Genomic DNA, 17,598 nt, shown 5'->3' with positions numbered 1-17,598 from the left:
GCCCTGCCGGGGATCGGCAACAACTGGATGGTGCTGCTCAAGACCACCGCGCTGGTCTCGATCATCGGCCTGACCGACATGGTCCGGGTGGCAGCCGAGGCGACCAAGGCGACCCACGAGCCCTTCCTGTTCATGATCCCGGTGGCGCTGATCTACCTGCTGATCGCCACGCTTTCCGAATGGGGCTTCGCCAAATTGACCAAGCGCTATAACACCGGCTTCGGGGAGTCCAGCGAATGGAACAATTGAACGGCTGGTTCACCGAACTGCTGTCCGGCAACCTGATCTTCACCGCCAACACGCTGAGCTTCTACTGGGGCGGGCTCGTCACGACGGTGCAGCTGGTCTTCCTGTCGCTGCTGATCGGCGTGATCCTGGCGGTGCCCCTGGCCATCGGCCGCGGCTCGAAGCGGCGCTGGATCAAGCTGCCGATCTACGCCTACACCTACGTCTTCCGCGGCACGCCGCTGCTGATTCAGCTCTATCTGGTCTACTACGGCGTGGTCTTCTTCGACGGTATCCAGGACAGCATCTTCTGGGTGGTGTTCAAGCAGGCATTCTTCCCGGCGCTGATCGCGTTCACGCTCAACACGGCGGCCTATACCACCGAGATCTTCCATGGCGCGATCAAGAATACCGCCAAGGGCGAGATCGAGGCAGCCCGCGCCTACGGCATGTCGCGCAAGCTGATGATGCGTCGCATCATCCTGCCCAGCGCCTTCCGCCGCGCCCTGCCGGCCTACGGCAACGAGGTGATCTTCATGCTCCACGCCAGCGCCGTGGCCAGCGTGGTGACGATCATGGACCTGACCGGGGCGGCGTACTACGTCTACGCCCGCTTCTACGCGCCGTTCCAGGCGTTCATCTTCGTGGCGCTGATCTATCTCTGCCTGACCTTCAGCATCATGTTCGTGTTTCGCAGGCTGGAGAAACGATTGCTGGCGCACCTGCGCCCGCGGGCCTGATTGCCGGCGACACGGCCACGACGGCCCGTCTTCCCGATCATCAACCACCAATCACAAGAGAGTCGAATATGAACAAGTGGATCACCAGCGCCCTGCTCGCCGGCGCACTCGTATCGGGCCAGCTCCTCGGCCAGGCCATGGCCCAGGACGCCAAGGAGACCGTTCGCCTGGGCATCGACGTGCCCTACGAACCGTTCGTCATGCGCGATGCCGACGGCAAGCTCGAGGGCTTCGAGATCGACCTCGGCAACGAGCTGTGCGCTCGCGCCAACCTCGAGTGCAGCTGGGTCGAACAGAGCTGGGACGGCATCATTCCCGGCCTGCTGGCGCGCAAGTACGACGCCATCCTCTCCTCGATGGCGATCACCCCGGAGCGCGAGCGCCAGGTGATGTTCTCGCTGCCCTACTACAACACGCCGAGCGTCTGGATCACCGCCAGGGATCGCGATATCGACATCGACGAAAAGCAGTCCCTCGAGGGCCTCTCCGTCGGCGTGCAGCGCGGCACCATTCGCGACGTCTACGTCACCCAGGAGTACGGCGACGTCCTCGACATCCACCGCTACGGCTCCTCCCAGGAGGTGGTCAACGACCTCCAGTCCGGCCGTCTCGACCTGACCTTCGAGGACTTCCCGATCGCCGTTGATGCCATCGATTTCCGTCAGGACGACAGCCCCTACAAGCAGCTCGGCGACAGCATCAAGACGCCGACGTCGATCTTCGGCAAGGGTGCCGCCATGGCGTTCCGCCAGCGCGACAAGGCGCTGGCCGCCAAGTTCGACAAGGCGATCTGCGAGGTGTACGCCGACGGCACCTTCGACAAGCTGATGGAGCAGTACTTCGACTACGATCTGTCGGTGCGTCCCAGCGAAGCCGACTGCGCCCAGTAACCCAGCCCCGCCCGGTCGATGCCGCGCCAGCGACCGGGCCTCCCGATTCTCGAGCCGAGGAAGCGTCGTGGAACACCGGAAACACCCATTGATCAGCCCGGTGCCGGGCACCGAGCGACAGATCGACAGCTTTCACTACGGCCCGGCGGACGCCGAGCGCCATCTGTACATACAGGGTGCCCTGCACGCCGACGAGCTGCCCGGCATGCTGGTGGCCTGGACCCTGAAACAGCGCCTGGCCGAACTCGAAGCCCAGGGCCAACTGGCCTGCCGTGTCACCCTCGTCCCGGTGGCCAACCCGGTGGGCCTGGACCAGCAGTTGATGGACACGCCGCTGGGCCGCTATGACTTCGAGAGCCTGAACAACTTCAACCGCCGCTACGCCAACGTCGCCGACGAGATCGCCGATGGACTGGACGCCGCGCTGAACGACGACATCGCCCACAACCGCGACGTGATTCGCGACCGGTTCGAGGCCGCGCTCGATGCGGCTCTCGAAAGGACCGGGCCGGCCACCACGCTGGAGTCGATGCGTCTGACCCTGCAGCGGCTGGCCTGTCGCGCCGATTTCGTGCTCGACCTGCACTGCGATTTCGATGCGGTGGAGCATCTCTACACCACCCCGGCGGCGTGGCCGGTGTTCGAGCCGCTGGCACGCTACTTCGGCGCCAAGGCCAGCATGCTGGCGACCGATTCCGGCGGGCAGTCGTTCGACGAGTGCTTCACGCTGGTGTGGGAACGGTTGCAGCAGACCTTCGGCGACCGTTTCCCGCTCGACTACGGCTGCCAGTCGGTGACGCTGGAATTGCGCGGTCAACGCGACGTCGATCACGACCTCGCCGGCCGCGACGCCCAGGCGATCATCGACTGGCTCCGGCACCTGGGACTCGTCGCCGGCGAGGCGCCGCCCCTGCCGGAGCTGCCCTATCCCGCCACTGAGCTGGCGGCGATGGACTTCCTGCACGCACCGATCGGCGGACTGCTGGTGTTCCACGCCACGCCAGGCATGACAGTCGAAGCCGGGCAGCTCATCGCCGAGATCATCGACCCGATCAGCGATCGCGTCGAGCCGGTTCGCGCGCCGCAGGCGGGCATGTTCTACGCGCGCAGCCAGCGCCGCATGGCCACGGCGGGCATGATCGTCGCCGATATCGCCGGCCACCGCAGCCACCGCAGTGGCTACCTGCTGGCGCCGTGAGCCAAGCGTTGATCGGGATGATATTCAACCGTGTAAGCTTTCGTTATGCTGCGGTTGTCATCCATCGGATGTCGTGGATCGTTCGCCGCCCACGAAGCGGCGGACGGACCGGGACCGAGTCGCGACACACAAGAACACACGCATCACAAGAGAGAAGCGATCCATGAAAAAACTGCTGACCACCAGCCTGCTCGGCGCCGCGCTGATCGCGGGCGTCGCCCAGGCCCAGGACACCGAACAACTGCGTATCGGCGTCGACGTTCCCTACGAGCCGATGGAATATCGCACCCCGGACGGCGAACTGACCGGCTTCGACATCGAGCTCGGCAACGCCATGTGCGAACAGATCAAGGCCGACTGCGAGTGGGTCGTCCAGGCCTGGGACGGCATCATCCCCGGCCTGCTGGCACGCAAGTACGACGCCATCATGTCGTCGATGACGATCAACGACGAGCGCCGCCAGACCGTGCTGTTCTCCGATCCGTACATCAAGCCGCCCTCCGCCTGGTTCGCGGCGGCCGACAGCGGCATCGAGACCACCTATCCCGAGTCGCTCAAGGGCAAGACCATCGGCGTCCAGCGCGGCACGCTGCAGGACAACTACGTGACCGACATGTACGGTGACGATGCCAACATCAGCCGCTACACCACCGCCGACGACCTGGTGCTGGACATGGATGCCGGACGCGTCGACATCGCCTTCCTCGATTTCCCGGTGGGCAAGTCCACGCTGCTGGACAGCGAGGATGGCAACTACGTCACCGTCGGCGACATGATCAGCGAGCCGGCAAAATACTTCGGCGAAGGCTTCGGTATCGCCTTCCGTCCCCGCGACAAGGAACTCGCCGAGCGCTTCGACGACGCCCTGGCCACGCTGAAGGACAACGGCACCTACCAGAAGATCTACGACAAGTACTTCAAGACCCAGCAGTAACTGCCGTCGGCGGCGGCGTTTTCCGCGCCCCGCCAGGCCCTCGAGCGCAAGGCCCCGATCCCCGGATCGGGGCCTTGTCGTTTGCGCCATCCGGTGCGATCAGCTGCGCGGCCGTATCGCGGGTGCCGTCTCGACATCCTCGCCCGCCTCGCGTCGCGCCATGGCGAACTCCTCTTCCGGCGACAGGATCAGCCGATGACGACCGACCAGGGCGAAATAGGCGATCGCCACGGCGAACCAGACGATGACGCCGAGGATGCCGACCCGGTAGGTGGGATCGCTCAACTGGAAAAACAGCGTCACCAGCGCGATGACGATGGTGACCCAGGCGCCGGGCACCCCGAACGGACTGCGGTAGGGGCGCGGAATGTCGGAGCGGTTCTTGCGCAGCAGGATGAACGACGCGGCCTGGGCGATGTAGGAGCACATGGCACCGAATACCGCCATGTTGAGCAGGGTGCCGCCGATCACCGCTGACCCCTGATCGATTCCCAGGCCGGTGAACAGTATCAGCATGATGACGAGCCCCAGACAGGCACCGGCGATCATCGCCACGTGCGGCGTCTTGCGGGTGCCGTGGGTGACCGACAGCCAGGTGGGGAAGTAGCCGGCACGCGACAGCGAATAGATCTGACGCCCCTGGGCGAAGATGATGGTGTGGAAGCTGGAGATCAGCCCGATGATCGCCACCAGCGCCAGCACCTTGGCCAGGCCGCTGCCGTAGATCGCGGCAAAGCCGTCCAGCAGCGGTTCGCCGCTCCGGCCGAGGGCGTAGGCTCCGACGCCGACCAGCGAGGGGTTGAGGAACAGCACCATCGAGGCGGAGACGATCAGCGTGATCATCCCCAGGATGATGCCCTTGGGCATGTCCCGCTTGGGGTCGACCGACTCCTCCGCCGCCAGTGGCAATTGCTCGATCGCCAGGAACAGCCACACCGCGAACGGCATCGCCGCCAGCGCACCGCCGACACCCATGGGCAGGAAGGGTCCGCCGCCGCCCTCCAGCCGTTCGCCGTCGCTACCGATGTCGAGGGCCCAGGTCGAGAAGTCGATATTGGGAATGGCCGAGATCCAGAACACCACCAGTACCGCCAGAGCCAGCAGCGTGACCGTCAGGGTCACCTTGAACGACAGCTCCACGCCGACGATATTGAGCCCCACGAACAGGATATAGCCTATCACCCACCATAGCGGCTGCATCGCCGCCGGCGTCTCGAAGATGCTACCCAGATAGGAGCCGATGAAGAACACGATGACCGCCGGCGTCAGGATGTACTCGACGTTCTCGCACAGGCCGGTGATGAAGCCACCCCACGGCCCCATCGAAGAGCGCGCGAAGGAGTACGCCGCACCCGTGTGCGGTAACGCCGGGGACATCTCGGCGATACAGAATGTCAGCCCCAGATACATGATCGCAATCAAGGCGGTCGCGATCGCCATGCCGCCCCATCCGCCGACGGAGAGACCCAGATTCCAGCCGGAGTAGTGCCCGGAAATGACCGCCCCGACGCCGAGTGCCCATAGCGACCAGGGGCCGGCATATCGGCTCAGCCCGCGCTGTTCGAAGTAACTGGCGTCTTCCTGCCGGTATTGAATGTTGGAGGGTTGCTGTTTCATGTCCGCCTCTCGCCGCTGTCGTTGTCATTGTTGTCGTCGGTGCCGGCTCGTGGATCGGCCGCCGCATGCCGCGTTCTGTCTCCCCATGACACGAGGAGAGCCTGCACTTTCAGAAATACTGCAGACCCTGCTCCCCCGCAAATCCCATGACGCAAATGGAACAGTGGCCAAGGGAAAGGGGAAGGGGAAAAGGGCAGCGGGCCGACTGGCGGAGCGCAAATCGCCGCCACGATCGCCGGCAACCGCTACGTAAGACAGCAATTGTTTACCGTTCTGGTGTGGAGAGCCGCACTGGCTATCCGTATTCTGCTGGTAACGCTAGCGCGTAGGTCCAGTAGAGACAGACGGTGCTCTTGAAGGCACCGCATATAAGGACGATTGCCCATCACTGGAAGCTATCGCCACCGAATCGCAGGGGGTTCCATGGAGCAGTGGCTCAGTACAACGTCGGGAGAGATCATCTTTTGGCTGGGGCTGTGCTCGATTGCCGTGATCCTTCGATATCGCATGCCGGGCTGGATCGCCCTGTCACTGCGTCCGAACAGCGGCAGCGGCGCGGAAGCTGCCGTTCAGGTCGCCACCCACCCCGTCAGTGGCAAGCTTCAGGTCTATCATCTCTCGCGCTGGTTCGACGCAGTCCTGATCGACCCCGCCAATCCCCCCCTGCGTGATGGCGAGACCGTCTACCTGATACGCTGGGAAGCGCGGCAGGCCTGGGTCAGCCGCGTACGCAGCCACACGCCGGCCCCGCGCAGTCACAGGCACAGGCGCTGGCAATGGAGCCTGCACTAGGCTCGACTGGGCTTTGCCGAGAGAGGGTAGAGAATCGGGGATGCCTGGCCTCGACACCTCCGTCAGGTCGTCGACGGCTTGGCGAATCGTGCCACCAATCTCGCCATCCCCGGCCCGACCAGTACGACAGTGAACAGCCGCAGCGTCTGCAGCGCCACCACCAGTCCCACATCCGCATGGGTATCGATCGCGATGATCGTCATCGAATCGAGGCCGCCAGGACTCGTGCCCAGATAGGCGGTGATGAAAGTGGTATGCATCAGCAGCGTCATCAGCCAGGCGGAGACGGCACAAAGCGCAATCAGCACCAGCGAAGCGAGAATCATCTTGCCGAGCGCGCGCGCGATGTTGTGGACCGTCTCCCGATCGAAGCGCAATCCCACGTAGGCGCCGATCACGCCGTAGGCCAATTCAAGGAGCGGCTGGGGCAGCACGATGGTGATGAGGCCGCTCAGGCTCAATACGCTGCCCAGCACTACCGGCCCGAGCAACGCGCCGGCGGGCAACCGCCGGTCGAATAACCACACGCCGCCGACGACGACCGCTAACGTGGCAACGAAGCTGCCCAGCTCTCCCAGGCTGGTGGGCAGATTGGCAGCGTGCCCCTGGCCGCTACTGTCCGTCACGCCGAGGTAGTGGCTGACCAGGGCGCCCACCAGCACGACGCACACTACGCGCACGTACTGCATTGCCGCCACGATCCGCGGATCGGCATCGCTCTCCTCGGCCATCGCGACCATCGCCGCGGCGGCCCCCGGCGTGGTGCCCCAAGCGGCCGTCGAGCCGGGCAACCCGCCATAGCGCACCAGCCCTATGCCCACGCCCAGGCTCAGCAGCAGCGTGATCGTCGTGGCGATCAGCATCACCGGCCACGCATCGAGGATCTTGAACAGGACCGACAGGGTCAGCGTCTGGGCGATCAGCACACCGATCACGCCCTGGCTGAGCTTGAAACCGGCACGAGGCAACTTCAGGCCGCCGACCACTACCCCGTAGGCGATCGACACCGCCATCGGGCCGATGAAGCCGCCGGCCGGCATGTGCACCGCATTCAACAGCCGGTTGGCGATGACGCAGCCGATCACGAGCAGCAGCCAACGCATCCACGCAGGAGGACGGGAGCGGGATGGCGGGTTGCGGGGCACGGAAGGATCAGCGGGCAAGTTCGAACTCCGATAAAAGACTAATGATATCAACTTTGGCCCGGACGCGGCATTGTTTGTCGACAATCTTTGGTTTCAAACTGTCAGCGACACGTCACACCGGCAGCACCGGGAACCACCACTCACACGAACTCGGAAGGCTGCTACAGTCAATGGACCAGACGCGATGCCAGCCCCCCGCCATGGAGACCGACATGCTTCGAAATCTCGTGACCTTCCCCGGTGCAGCCCTGTTGTTGTCGCTCGGCGGCGAAGCCTTCGCCGCTGAGCCGGTGCAGAGCGGCCCGCCCAACGCGCCGGATCAGACCCCGGCATTCGACGGCCAGACCCGCGCGCCGGCGCTCGACGACAACGTCGCGCTCACGGCAACGCCGGTCACCGAGGGGCTGGCGCATCCGTGGGGCTTGGCTTTTGTCGACAACGACATGGCGCTGGTGACAGAGCGCCCCGGACGCCTGCGTGCCGTCGACCTGCACGCCGGAACGCTGTCCGCACCCATCGAGGGGCTGCCGGAGATCGATGCCCGCGGCCAGGGAGGCCTGCTCGATGTGGTGCTCGACCCGGACTTCGCCAACAACCGACGAATCTACTTCAGCTACGCCGAGCCGAGAGACGACGGTGAGAACGGCACTGCGGTCGCCCGTGGCGTCCTGAGCCACGACCATGGCCGGTTGACGGAGGTCGAAGTCATCTTTCGCCAGACACCGGCCTGGAACTCCACCAAGCATTTCGGCTCCACGCTGACCTGGGACGACCAGGGCCGGCTCTACGTGACCCTGGGTGAACGCTCGCTGCCAGAACCCCGCCAGCTGGCCCAGGATCGGGATACGCATCTGGGCAAGGTGGTGCGGATCAACGCCGACGGTTCGATTCCCGACGACAACCCGTTCGCCGATGGCAGCGCCGGTCTGCCCGAGATCTGGTCGTACGGTCATCGCAACGTGCAGGGCGCGGCGCTACAGCCCGGCACCGGCGAACTCTGGACCATCGAGCACGGACCCAAGGGCGGCGACGAGCTCAACGTGCCCGAAGCCGGCAATAACTATGGCTGGCCGGTGATCACCTACGGCGAGGACTACAGCGGGGCGCCCATCGGCGAGGGCATTACCGCCAAGGAGGGCATGGAGCAGCCCATCTATTACTGGGACCCGGTGATCGCGCCGGGCGACATGACGTTCTACCAGGGTGACCGCTTCCCCGGCTGGCAGGGCAACCTCGTCATCGCGTCGCTGTCGCCAGGCGGATTGGTGAGGCTGACGCTCGACGGCAAGCGTGTCAGCGGCGAACAGCGTCTTTTGGAGAAGCTGGGCCGCGTGCGCGACGTCGCGGAGGGCCCCGACGGCGCGCTGTGGGTGCTGACGGACTCGGCCAACGGCGCGCTGGTCCGTATCACCCCGGACGGCGAGTGATTTCCAAACTCACAGCGGCAAATGGATGATCGCACTGCGGATGCCGTCGGCATCGATCCACAGTTTGCCCAGCGTGATCGGCAGACTGAATCGGCGCTTGCCCGCTGCGCCGGGGTTGAACCATAGCCTCCGCTCGCCGCCCTCTCCCCGCCACTCGTTGCGCGGCTTGTGCGAGTGGCCGTGGAGCACGGCCTCGCACGCCATCCGCTCGTCGACGTCCGCCACATCATGGACCAGCTGCAGGGGCCGGCCGTTGATCACCAGCAGTCGATGGGAGGGCAGCGCCGCGCACGCCCCTTCCCGATCGATATTGCCGCGCACACTGTACAACGGCCCCCGCTCCGCCAGGCGCTCGAGAATGGCCGGATCGCCGACGTCGCCCAGATGAATCAACGGGCGACAATCCGCCAGCAGCGCCAGGGCTTGGTCCCGCAGCAACCCGTGGGTATCCGAGATGATCCCGACCGGAGACATCGTTTCGACGGTATCTGCGGCGATGCTCATCGGTGACCTCCTGATGAAAAGTCGTGGGCGATCGAGGCATGCAAACCAAAACGGCCCCGAGGGGCCGTCTGAAACTTTGCACGAGTCCGCTTCATGATTTGACGCTGGTGGACTTGCCCATGCCCTCGTAGGTCATGTTGCCGTCGGCATCGACCTGGCAGGTCAGGTTGTACTTCGCATTGCCCTCGCCGAGCAGATCGACGGTGAGTTCATACGCCTCGCCCTTCTGGTAATCGCTGGCGTTGGTCTCGTAGATGGATAGCCCCTCCATCTTCTCGGCGGCATCATCTTCCTGCAGCGCGAGATCCTGGCACTGCTGCGCCAGCGCAGGCGCGCCCTCCGCCTGCGTCTCGGTTTCGTGGGCCGCCTCCTGCTCGTTGGTCTGCGCCCCCTCCTGCTTGTCCACGTTGGGCTGATCGCTCGTCTTGTCCTGCGCCATGGCGCCGCCGGTGGACAGCAGCGTAGTCAGCGCCAGGCCCAGCCCGGCATTCATCCATCTAGACGACATTGCACCTCTCCCTGTTGTGCCGTTTGCCTTCGCAGTATAGGAGAGCCTCGGCATCCATGAGGTTACCGATTGCAAGAGCGCGATTCGCAGGGCGCGCTCAACCCCAGAGACGTTGGGTGGCGATCGCCGCGCCCTCGCTCAACGCCTTGAGCTTGGCCCAGGCCACGTCCTGGGCGACGAACTCGTAGCTGGCGAAGGTGCCGAAGCCGCAGTCGGTGCCCGCCACCACCCGCTCGCGGTCGCCGATGGCATCCACCGAGGCGCAGATGCGATTGGCCACCACTTCGGGGTGTTCGAGATAGTTGGTAGTGACATCGATCACCCCCGGCATCAGCAGCATGTGATCAGGTAGCGGGTGAGTCTTGAACGAGACCGTCTCATGCTCGTGGCGCGGGTTGCCCAGCGGGATACTGAGCGCCCCCACCTTGGCGCGGTAGAGGATCGGCAGCAGCTCGGCCACCGGCACGTCGTCCTGGTGCGGCCCCTGCCAGTTGCCCCAGCAGACGTGCAGCCGCACTTGGTCCGCCGGGATGTTCTCCAGCGCCAGATTGATCGCCTCGACGTGCAGCTCGACGCGCTCGAGGAAGGTGCCCAGGTCGGCATCGCCGAACAGGATCACGCGCTCCATGGCCAGATCCGGGGCATCCAGCTGCAGTACGTGACCGGCGGCCACGATCGCCTCGTACTCCTGCTTCAGCTCGCGGGCGACGGCGAGCACGTAGTCGCGGTCGGTGGGATAGTCAGGGTTGTCCTGGGCGCGCAGCATGGTGGTGGTGACCACGCCGGGGGAGGCCGCGGTCATGAAGGTCTCCCGCGGTGCCGGGCGCCCCGCCAGCGCGGCCGCGAACGAGGCCAGCTCCGCCTTGACTCCGGCCAGCGTCGGGTCGTAACGCACCGCCTGCTGCGCCAGTGGCGTGTTCCACACCTTGGCCAGATCCTCGGAGACGCCGATCTGGCGCGCCATGTGCTCGGCATAGCCGGGGAACTTCTGGATATCCAGCGTCGGCTTGCGCCGCCCCTCGCCACCGAAGCCGCTCATGCGCTCGGTGACATAGGTCGAGAACCCCACCCGCGGCGCCTCGCCGTTATTGATGCTGTCGAGCCCGGCATCGAGCTGGGCGCCAATCACTCCATCTAGGCAGCGCGCGACCTCGGCCTCGAACGCTGCGCTATCCACCGGCTTGCCCTGCTCACGCAGCACCAGCATGCGCGACAGCGCCGGGGTGCGCGGCAGGCTGCCGGTGTGGGTGGTGATGATGCGGTCGCGACTGGTCTGCATGGGGTCCCCTCAACGCGGTCATGGTGATGGATCAGCCGCCAAGGATACCCAAGCCGCGCCACGGAAACTGGCGTACACGCGTGAAAATTCCGCGCCTCCGACATGAGCCGGGCTCATGCCGGAGACGCGGACGGCGCTGGTGCACCACTGCATCAGAAGGCGTAGATCACGCTACCCTGGACGCGGTTCACGCTGCCGCTGCGGTCATCCACGGTCTCGCGCGTGGCGTGGGCCAGTTCGATGCCGTAGGTCACACGCTCGATCGGATGCCACTGATAATTGAGGTGAATCACCTGGTGAACCTCATCATAGGCGTCGACGAAACCGCCCGCGGTGTCGGTCCTGACCAGCGAGACGCCATCACGCTCGGCGGCGTCCCAGTCCGCTTCGACCCGCGAGTAGGAGAGATTGAGCGTGCCCGGGCCCACTTGCTGACTCACCCCCAAGGTGCCACCCCAGGCGGTGATCGTCTCCAGACGGTCGCCCACCCGATAGGCCGCCGGCGCCGGATTGACCTTCATGTAGGCGCCAATGCCATCGCCACCGGTCACCTGCGCGCGCAGTGTGGTCGAGGAGGTCAGCGCATAGCTGCCCGCCGCCAGCATGCCCCAGCCGACGGCAGAGTCGTGCTGCGCGCCATCGTCGAACGCCACCTCCCGCACCAGCGCCGCCAGGGCCCACTTGGCCGGCCCGCTACCCGACTCGTAGCGCAGGGTGAGATCCGGCAGGCTATCCTTGCGGTCGACATCGGTGCCGGCGATGGACTTGCCCCCGGTGGCGGCGTCGTAGCCGCCATCGAACGACCGCCCCGACATGGCCCCGCTGGGGTCCTCCAGCGCGATATGGAAATCGCCGTACGAGTAACGTAGCTGGGCCTGGCGCAGAAAGGCATCGCGCCCCGCCGGCCCGGTGAAGTCGAGCGTCGGCGTGGTGCCGATGAAGGTATGGAAGTTACTCCATGTCTGGCCGGCAAGTAGTCCGTTCCAGGCGCCGTAGGCCTGACGCAGGCGCAGGTCGCCGGTGAAGAAGTCGCCCTCGATGACAGTGACCAGATCGCCCTGAGAGGTCGGTGTCGCGGTCTTGAAACCGAGCCGCGACTCGCCCGCGGTGAGGTTACTGTGGCCACTGGTGTGGCGCTGTCCATCCACCGCGATCTTGCTGAAATTGACGCTGTCGCCCAGCCCGCTGCTGCCGGACTTGACGTCACCGGTGTCGTACATGATATCGAGCTTGGCGTAGCCGTAGACCGATACCCGGGTCTTGTCGACCGTGAAGTCGACGGCATGGGCCGAGAGCGGCAGCAGCGCTGCCGTGGCCAGCAGTAAGGACGAGCGTAAGCGCGCGACATGCGTGAACATGGCGTGTTCTCCATTGACTGTTATTGGTGTTGGAGTCGAAGCGTCAGACGGGCCGCCATTGGCGGCCAGCGATCAGCCGAACAGCTTGAACAGCAGACGACCGGAGATGGCGAAGATCGCCACCAGCCCGAGGAGCGCGAACAGGGTCTGCCAAGGCCCGTTCTTGAGGTCGCCCATGACGTCCTCGCGACGCGTGAGCAGGAACAGGATGATGCCGAGGAACGGCGCCACCAGGACGGTGAGAGCCTGGGCCACGATGATCAGCTCGATCGGCGAGCCCTTGGCCAGCAGCGTCACCAGCGCGCCCCATACCAGGACGACGTAGACCAGCGCCTTGACCCGATAAGAGGACAGACTGCTGCTCCAGCCCAGGGCGTCGGCGAGCAGGGTGCCGCCGGCCGAGGCATTGGCCGCCATGGAGGAGAACGCTGCGGCGAAGAAGCCGAGCCCGAACAGCACCGCGCCCAGGCGCCCCGCCAGAGGCTCGAGCACGCCGGCCAACTGCGGGAAGGTATTGGCCACGGTCCCGGTCGCATGCAGCACCGCCGCGGAAACGATGATGATGAGCATCGCCATGAGCGCGGTGGCGATATTGCCCGGCAGCGTGTCCATCAGGGTGATGGCGCGATACTGCTCGCGCTTGAGCTGGCGTTCGTGGATCGCGTAGCCGGTATAGAACGCCGAGTTGATCGAGAAGTTGGTACCGATCATCGCGATCAGCAGCACCCCGGCCTCAGCGGGAAAGTGCGGCACCAGCCCCTTGGCCGCCGCGGCCCAGTCGGGATCGCTGAGCAGCGTGGAGGCGAGAAAGCCCACCGACATCAGCCCCACCAGCGCCACCAGCAGCCGCTCCATCGCTTTGTAGGTGTTGCGCATCGCCACCAGCGCGCCCACGGCAACGGTGCAAGCGAGGGTCCACCCCACCACCGAGCCGCCGAGCAGCAGGCTCAGCGCCAAACCGGAGCCCACGGCATTGCCCACCGCGAACATCAGCGTGATCGCGAACACCCCGAAGCCCGCCAACACGCCGACCGGGCGGCCGAGCTTGCGCTTGGTAGTGGCGACGATGGACTCGGAACTGGCGAGTCCCAGCCTGACGGCCATGTCGTTGAACACGAACATCAGTACGGCGGAGATCAAGATCACCCACAGCAGCATGTAGCCGTAGCGGCTGCCTGCCTGCACTGCAGAGGTCAGCGCGCCGGGACCGAAACGCCAGGCGCCGGCCACGAACGCCGGCCCCATCAGCGCCAGCATCTGCAGTTTGGGAGAGAGACCGCTCGCAGTGGCGGGCGGTGACGTAGCAGCGGAAGATTGCTTCGTGCGGATAGTCATCACGTGCTCCAGTGCTTTTTTTCTTGTCGACATGAACGTTCACCGGGATTCATGGGGGACGGCGGCACGCCGCCCCGGGCCGCCCGGCTGCACCCCGGACGGCCGTCGCACGCTCAGGCCAGGCCGGCTTGCTTCATGGCATCGGCGATCTCTTTATCGGCGCCTTCCACCAGCGGGCGCAGCGGTGCGCGAACGGTGGCGTGCTCGAGCACGCCGCGTGCCACCAGCGCCCACTTCAGTGCCACCGTGCCCTCCATGTGCGAGCCGCGGTGGTAGACGCTCTTGGTCACCGGCAGCAGGCGGTCGTGGAGTTCGCGCGCCTTGGCGTAATCCTTGGCCTTGCCGGCCTGGATCAGCTCGATCAACGGCTCCGGCGCGATACCGCCATAGCCCACCAGGGCACCGTCGACATCGAACATCGTGTGCAGCAGGTATTCGTCGTGGCAGGTCAGAATCTGCAGGTCGGAACGCTGCTCGCGGATCACCGGGATCTCGGTATCCCAGCGCTTCATGTTGCGCACGCCGTTCTTCATCGCGAAGACACCCGGCTGGGCGGCGATATCGAGCTGAGTCTGCAGGTTATAGGTCGCCTTGGTGTTGTCCGGGTACTGGAACAGGATCAGCGGCAGACCGCTCTCTTCATGGATGCGCCGGTAGCGCTCCTGCGGCGCGCCCTCCTGATAGCCGAAGCGCAGCCAGCCGTGGGAGGGGTAGACCAGCCCGGCGGAGGCGCCCGCGGCGACCGCCCGCTTGGCTTCCTCGGCCGCCACGTAATCCCCTTCGCGGGTAATCCCGGCGATGATCGGGATCTCGCCCTTTACCGACTCCACGAACGCCTCGATGACCTTGCACTGCTCGTCGGAGGTGAGGAAGGTGCCCTCGCCGGCATGCCCCAACACCACCAGCCCGGTGATACCGTCGATACCGCCGAGCCACGCGCCGAGCTTGTGAATCGCGTCGTAGTCGACCTCGCCGTCTCGGGTGAAGGGCGTGACCGGCGCAGGGGTGAGACCACGGAGATTGAGCGTCATGGGAAAATCTCTTGCTGGTTTATGAAAACGTTAACGGGAACGTTTGCATATGATGTTGCCAATCTTCACGTCTGCCTATGCCACTATGGTCTACCTCCAAGAATGGACTCACCCGAAAAGGGTCCACGCCGAAGGAAAAAGGGTTCATGCCGAAGAAAGCGTCTGTCCCGAAGGCGTTGCCTGCCTCGAGACCTGACGCACGTCGACAATGCCAATGCGCCGTCATCCGGTGACAGATATGCGATAGTGGGGAAGGTGACGGCCGTTGCAGCCCGGGCCGTCAGCCGTGTACTCGTTTTTTGGACCAGTAAGGGCGTTGATGAACGATAAACCGATCACCATGCACGACGTCGCCAAGGCGGCCGGCGTCAGTACATCGACCGTTTCCCGCGTGCTCGATGAGCGCCTGCCGCCCTCACGCAGCCGCGCCGCACAGCGCGTTCGCGACGCCGCCAAGGCACTCGGCTACAAGCGTGACATCATGGCGTCGAGCCTGCGCCGCGGCGGGAGCGGCACCATCGGCGTGCTGGTACCGCGACTCAGCGACACGGTGATGGCCCTGACCTACGAGGCCGTCTCACGCGCCGCGCAGGAGCGCCACTATTTCGCCATCGTCGCCACCAGCGGTGATGATCCGGTCGACGAACAGCAGGCGGTGGAGTCGCTGCTCGATCGTCGCGTCGACGGCTTGATCCTGGCCACCAGTCGGCTCGACGACGAGCTGCCCTCCCGCCTGCGCGAACGTGGCGTGCCCCACACCCTGATTTTACGCACCGACGGCACCAGCCCCGCCTCGCTCGGCGATGACATCCAGGGCGGTTATCTGGCCACGCGTCATCTGCTCGACCTCGGCCATCGTGACATCGGTCTGGTGGCAGGGCCGAGCTTCACCTCCAGCGCTCGCGACCGCCAGGTCGGCTTTCGCCGGGCAATGGGGGAGGCCGGCGTCGCGGTCAACGAGGCCTGGGTGATCGAATCCGGCTTCGGGATCGAGTCGGGCGAGACGGCTGGCCTGGCGCTGCTCTCCGGCTCCACTCGCCCGTCGGCGCTATTTGCAGTCAATGACAATCTCGCCATCGGCGTCATGGCCGCCGCGCACCGCCTGGAGATCGAGATAGGGCGTGCACTGTCGCTGGTGGGTTACAACGATATTCCGCTGGCGAGCCGACTGCCGGTGCCGCTCACCTCGGTCCATATCCCCTTCGACTACGTCGCCCGACAGGCCGTCGATCTGCTGTTGAGCGAGGAGGCGCTGACCACACGCCCCACTCGACGCGCCATGCCGAGCCTGATCCCACGCGCCTCCACGCGGCAGTTCACGCCACGCTGAGGCGCGCTGCGGGCCGGCTCAGTCCTCCAGCGCTTCAGGCAGATCGGTGACCGCGCCTTTCGATGCGGAACTGACCGTCTTGGCGTACTTGGCCAGCGTCCCGCGGGTGTAGCGCGGCGCCGGACGCTGCCAGGCCGCACGACGCCGCTCCATCTCGGCGTCGTCGATATGCACGGTCATGACATCGTTCTCGGCGTCGATGGTGATCTCGTCACCGTCCTCGACCAGGCCGATGGGGCCACCGACGAACGCTTCCGGGGTGATGTGACCGACCACGAAGCCGTGGCTGCCGCCGGAGAAGCGACCGTCGGTGATCAGCGCCACCTTGTCGCCCAGGCCGCGGCCCATGATCGCGGAGGTAGGCGTCAGCATCTCTCGCATGCCCGGGCCTCCCTTGGGCCCTTCGTAGCGGATGACGACGACGTCACCGGCGACCACGGTCAGATCGTTGATCCGGGCCTGGGCTTCCTCCTCGGAGTTGAACACGCGCGCACGACCGGTGAAGCGGGTTCCTTCCTTGCCGGTGATCTTGGCCACGGCCCCTTCCGGCGCCAGATTGCCGTAGAGAATGCGCAGGTGGCTGCTCGCCTTGACCGGCTTGTCCAGCGGTTTGATGATTTGCTGGTCGACCGGATACGGCGCCACGTCCGCCAGATTCTCGGCCAGCGTCTTGCCGGTAACGGTGATGCAATCACCGTGGAGCATGCCCGCATCCAGCAGCACCTTCATCAGCGGCTGGATGCCGCCGATCGCCACCAGCTCGCTCATCATGTAGTGGCCGCTGGGGCGCACGTCGGCGAGCACCGGCACCCGCTTGCCGATCTCGGTGAAGTCGTCCAGCGAGAGCTCGACGCCGATCGTATTGGCGATCGCCAGCAGGTGCAGCACGGCGTTGGTGGAGCCGCCGAGGGCGATGACCACGGTGATGGCGTTCTCGAACGCCTTGCGGGTCATGATGTCGGAGGGCTTCAGATCCAGCTCGAGCAGCTTGAGCACGGCCTCGCCGGCGGCACGGCTGTCGTCGTTCTTGGTCTGGGAGACCGCCTCCTGGGCCGAGGAGTTGGGCAGGCTCATGCCCAGCGCCTCGATCGCCGAAGCCATGGTGTTGGCGGTATACATGCCACCGCAGGAGCCCGGCCCCGGAATCGCGGTCTCCTCGATCTGCTTGACCTCGATCAGCGACTTGTTGCCTTGGGAATAGGCCCCCATCGCCTCGAACACCGAGACGATATCGGTATGCCCGGCGCCAGGCTGAATGGTGCCGCCATAGACGAAGATGCTGGGA

General features: G+C 65.4%; 16 protein-coding genes and 1 pseudogene. 8 read left to right on the top strand and 9 right to left on the bottom strand.

Features of this window, described 5'->3' with window-relative positions; genetic code table 11:
* The 5 genes and pseudogenes from Q0602_RS23775 to Q0602_RS23755 form a co-directional block, all read left to right on the top strand.
* Window positions 1–249 (top strand): annotated as a pseudogene (locus tag Q0602_RS23775) (arginine ABC transporter permease ArtQ); the annotation flags it as partial.
* A complete protein-coding gene (locus Q0602_RS23770) occupies window positions 237–965 on the top strand; it encodes an ABC transporter permease (RefSeq protein WP_149434303.1) in 729 nt (242 codons plus the stop codon). The pseudogene Q0602_RS23775 and the gene Q0602_RS23770, both read left to right, overlap by 13 nt.
* Window positions 966–1,033: 68 nt before the next feature.
* Window positions 1,034–1,855: a transporter substrate-binding domain-containing protein gene (locus tag Q0602_RS23765; protein ID WP_298848580.1), complete on the top strand. Its 822-nt coding sequence runs from the start codon at window positions 1,034–1,036 to the stop codon at window positions 1,853–1,855.
* 67 nt (window positions 1,856–1,922) lie between these two features.
* Window positions 1,923–3,053, top strand: coding sequence for a succinylglutamate desuccinylase/aspartoacylase family protein (locus tag Q0602_RS23760; protein ID WP_298848578.1), 1,131 nt, complete (start codon window positions 1,923–1,925; stop codon window positions 3,051–3,053).
* Window positions 3,054–3,216: 163 nt separating this feature from the next.
* Complete coding sequence (locus tag Q0602_RS23755) at window positions 3,217–3,987, top strand: ABC transporter substrate-binding protein (RefSeq protein WP_295037970.1); 771 nt, start codon at window positions 3,217–3,219, stop codon at window positions 3,985–3,987.
* Window positions 3,988–4,086: 99 nt separating this feature from the next.
* On the opposite strand, the gene Q0602_RS23750 is transcribed toward Q0602_RS23755, so the two are convergent.
* Window positions 4,087–5,604, bottom strand: a complete 1,518-nt coding sequence (locus tag Q0602_RS23750; RefSeq protein WP_295037968.1) for an amino acid permease — start codon at window positions 5,602–5,604, stop codon at window positions 4,087–4,089.
* Window positions 5,605–6,027: 423 nt separating this feature from the next.
* Here Q0602_RS23750 and Q0602_RS23745 point away from each other — a divergent pair, with 423 nt between their 5' ends.
* Window positions 6,028–6,396, top strand: coding sequence for a hypothetical protein (locus tag Q0602_RS23745; protein ID WP_295037966.1), 369 nt, complete (start codon window positions 6,028–6,030; stop codon window positions 6,394–6,396).
* Window positions 6,397–6,458: 62 nt separating this feature from the next.
* Here Q0602_RS23745 and Q0602_RS23740 read toward each other — a convergent pair whose 3' ends face one another.
* Entirely contained in the window at window positions 6,459–7,559 is a 1,101-nt protein-coding gene (locus Q0602_RS23740; RefSeq protein ID WP_298848577.1) for an AbrB family transcriptional regulator, read from the bottom strand.
* A gap of 194 nt (window positions 7,560–7,753) precedes the next feature.
* Between Q0602_RS23740 and Q0602_RS23735 the strand changes: the two genes are divergently transcribed.
* On the top strand, window positions 7,754–8,968 hold the full coding sequence (locus Q0602_RS23735) for a PQQ-dependent sugar dehydrogenase (RefSeq protein ID WP_298848575.1): 1,215 nt from the start codon (window positions 7,754–7,756) through the stop codon (window positions 8,966–8,968).
* 9 nt (window positions 8,969–8,977) lie between these two features.
* Here the strand turns inward: Q0602_RS23735 and Q0602_RS23730 are convergent, their stop codons facing one another.
* The 6 genes from Q0602_RS23730 to Q0602_RS23705 all read right to left on the bottom strand — a co-directional run bounded on the left by Q0602_RS23730 (window position 8,978) and on the right by Q0602_RS23705 (window position 14,983).
* Entirely contained in the window at window positions 8,978–9,472 is a 495-nt protein-coding gene (locus Q0602_RS23730; protein ID WP_298848573.1) for a metallophosphoesterase family protein, read from the bottom strand.
* 91 nt (window positions 9,473–9,563) lie between these two features.
* Complete coding sequence (locus Q0602_RS23725; protein WP_298848570.1) at window positions 9,564–9,980, bottom strand: hypothetical protein; 417 nt, start codon at window positions 9,978–9,980, stop codon at window positions 9,564–9,566.
* Window positions 9,981–10,077: 97 nt separating this feature from the next.
* On the bottom strand, window positions 10,078–11,259 hold the full coding sequence (locus Q0602_RS23720) for a hypothetical protein (protein ID WP_298848568.1): 1,182 nt from the start codon (window positions 11,257–11,259) through the stop codon (window positions 10,078–10,080).
* A 152-nt stretch (window positions 11,260–11,411) separates the two neighbouring features.
* A complete protein-coding gene (locus Q0602_RS23715) occupies window positions 11,412–12,617 on the bottom strand; it encodes a DcaP family trimeric outer membrane transporter (RefSeq protein WP_298848566.1) in 1,206 nt (401 codons plus the stop codon).
* Window positions 12,618–12,689: 72 nt separating this feature from the next.
* Window positions 12,690–13,952, bottom strand: a complete 1,263-nt coding sequence (locus Q0602_RS23710) for an Nramp family divalent metal transporter (RefSeq protein ID WP_298848564.1) — start codon at window positions 13,950–13,952, stop codon at window positions 12,690–12,692.
* 113 nt (window positions 13,953–14,065) lie between these two features.
* Window positions 14,066–14,983, bottom strand: coding sequence for a dihydrodipicolinate synthase family protein (locus Q0602_RS23705; protein ID WP_298848563.1), 918 nt, complete (start codon window positions 14,981–14,983; stop codon window positions 14,066–14,068).
* Between the two features lie 319 nt (window positions 14,984–15,302).
* On the opposite strand from Q0602_RS23705, the gene Q0602_RS23700 reads away from it, so the two are divergent.
* Window positions 15,303–16,313, top strand: a complete 1,011-nt coding sequence (locus tag Q0602_RS23700) for a LacI family DNA-binding transcriptional regulator (protein ID WP_298848560.1) — start codon at window positions 15,303–15,305, stop codon at window positions 16,311–16,313.
* 18 nt (window positions 16,314–16,331) lie between these two features.
* Here the strand turns inward: Q0602_RS23700 and Q0602_RS23695 are convergent.
* Window positions 16,332–17,598: dihydroxy-acid dehydratase (locus Q0602_RS23695; RefSeq protein WP_298848558.1), on the bottom strand; the 1,267-nt coding region annotated here is incomplete at its 5' end.

The organism is uncultured Salinicola sp., from assembly GCF_937921195.1.
In the GTDB taxonomy this organism is placed as follows: domain Bacteria; phylum Pseudomonadota; class Gammaproteobacteria; order Pseudomonadales; family Halomonadaceae; genus Salinicola.
Note: the sequence above shows the minus strand (reverse complement) of the source record. Positions and strands in the feature narration are given on the sequence as shown.

Coding starts and splice junctions, on each gene's coding strand:
- Q0602_RS23765 (WP_298848580.1), top strand. CDS start 1,034: ATGAACAAGTGGATCACCAGCGCCCTGCTCGCCGGCGCACTCGTATCG.
- Q0602_RS23730 (WP_298848573.1), bottom strand. CDS start 9,472: ATGAGCATCGCCGCAGATACCGTCGAAACGATGTCTCCGGTCGGGATC.
- Q0602_RS23705 (WP_298848563.1), bottom strand. CDS start 14,983: ATGACGCTCAATCTCCGTGGTCTCACCCCTGCGCCGGTCACGCCCTTC.
- Q0602_RS23755 (WP_295037970.1), top strand. CDS start 3,217: ATGAAAAAACTGCTGACCACCAGCCTGCTCGGCGCCGCGCTGATCGCG.
- Q0602_RS23715 (WP_298848566.1), bottom strand. CDS start 12,617: ATGTTCACGCATGTCGCGCGCTTACGCTCGTCCTTACTGCTGGCCACG.
- Q0602_RS23725 (WP_298848570.1), bottom strand. CDS start 9,980: ATGTCGTCTAGATGGATGAATGCCGGGCTGGGCCTGGCGCTGACTACG.
- Q0602_RS23720 (WP_298848568.1), bottom strand. CDS start 11,259: ATGCAGACCAGTCGCGACCGCATCATCACCACCCACACCGGCAGCCTG.
- Q0602_RS23745 (WP_295037966.1), top strand. CDS start 6,028: ATGGAGCAGTGGCTCAGTACAACGTCGGGAGAGATCATCTTTTGGCTG.
- Q0602_RS23700 (WP_298848560.1), top strand. CDS start 15,303: ATGAACGATAAACCGATCACCATGCACGACGTCGCCAAGGCGGCCGGC.
- Q0602_RS23770 (WP_149434303.1), top strand. CDS start 237: ATGGAACAATTGAACGGCTGGTTCACCGAACTGCTGTCCGGCAACCTG.
- Q0602_RS23750 (WP_295037968.1), bottom strand. CDS start 5,604: ATGAAACAGCAACCCTCCAACATTCAATACCGGCAGGAAGACGCCAGT.
- Q0602_RS23735 (WP_298848575.1), top strand. CDS start 7,754: ATGCTTCGAAATCTCGTGACCTTCCCCGGTGCAGCCCTGTTGTTGTCG.
- Q0602_RS23710 (WP_298848564.1), bottom strand. CDS start 13,952: ATGACTATCCGCACGAAGCAATCTTCCGCTGCTACGTCACCGCCCGCC.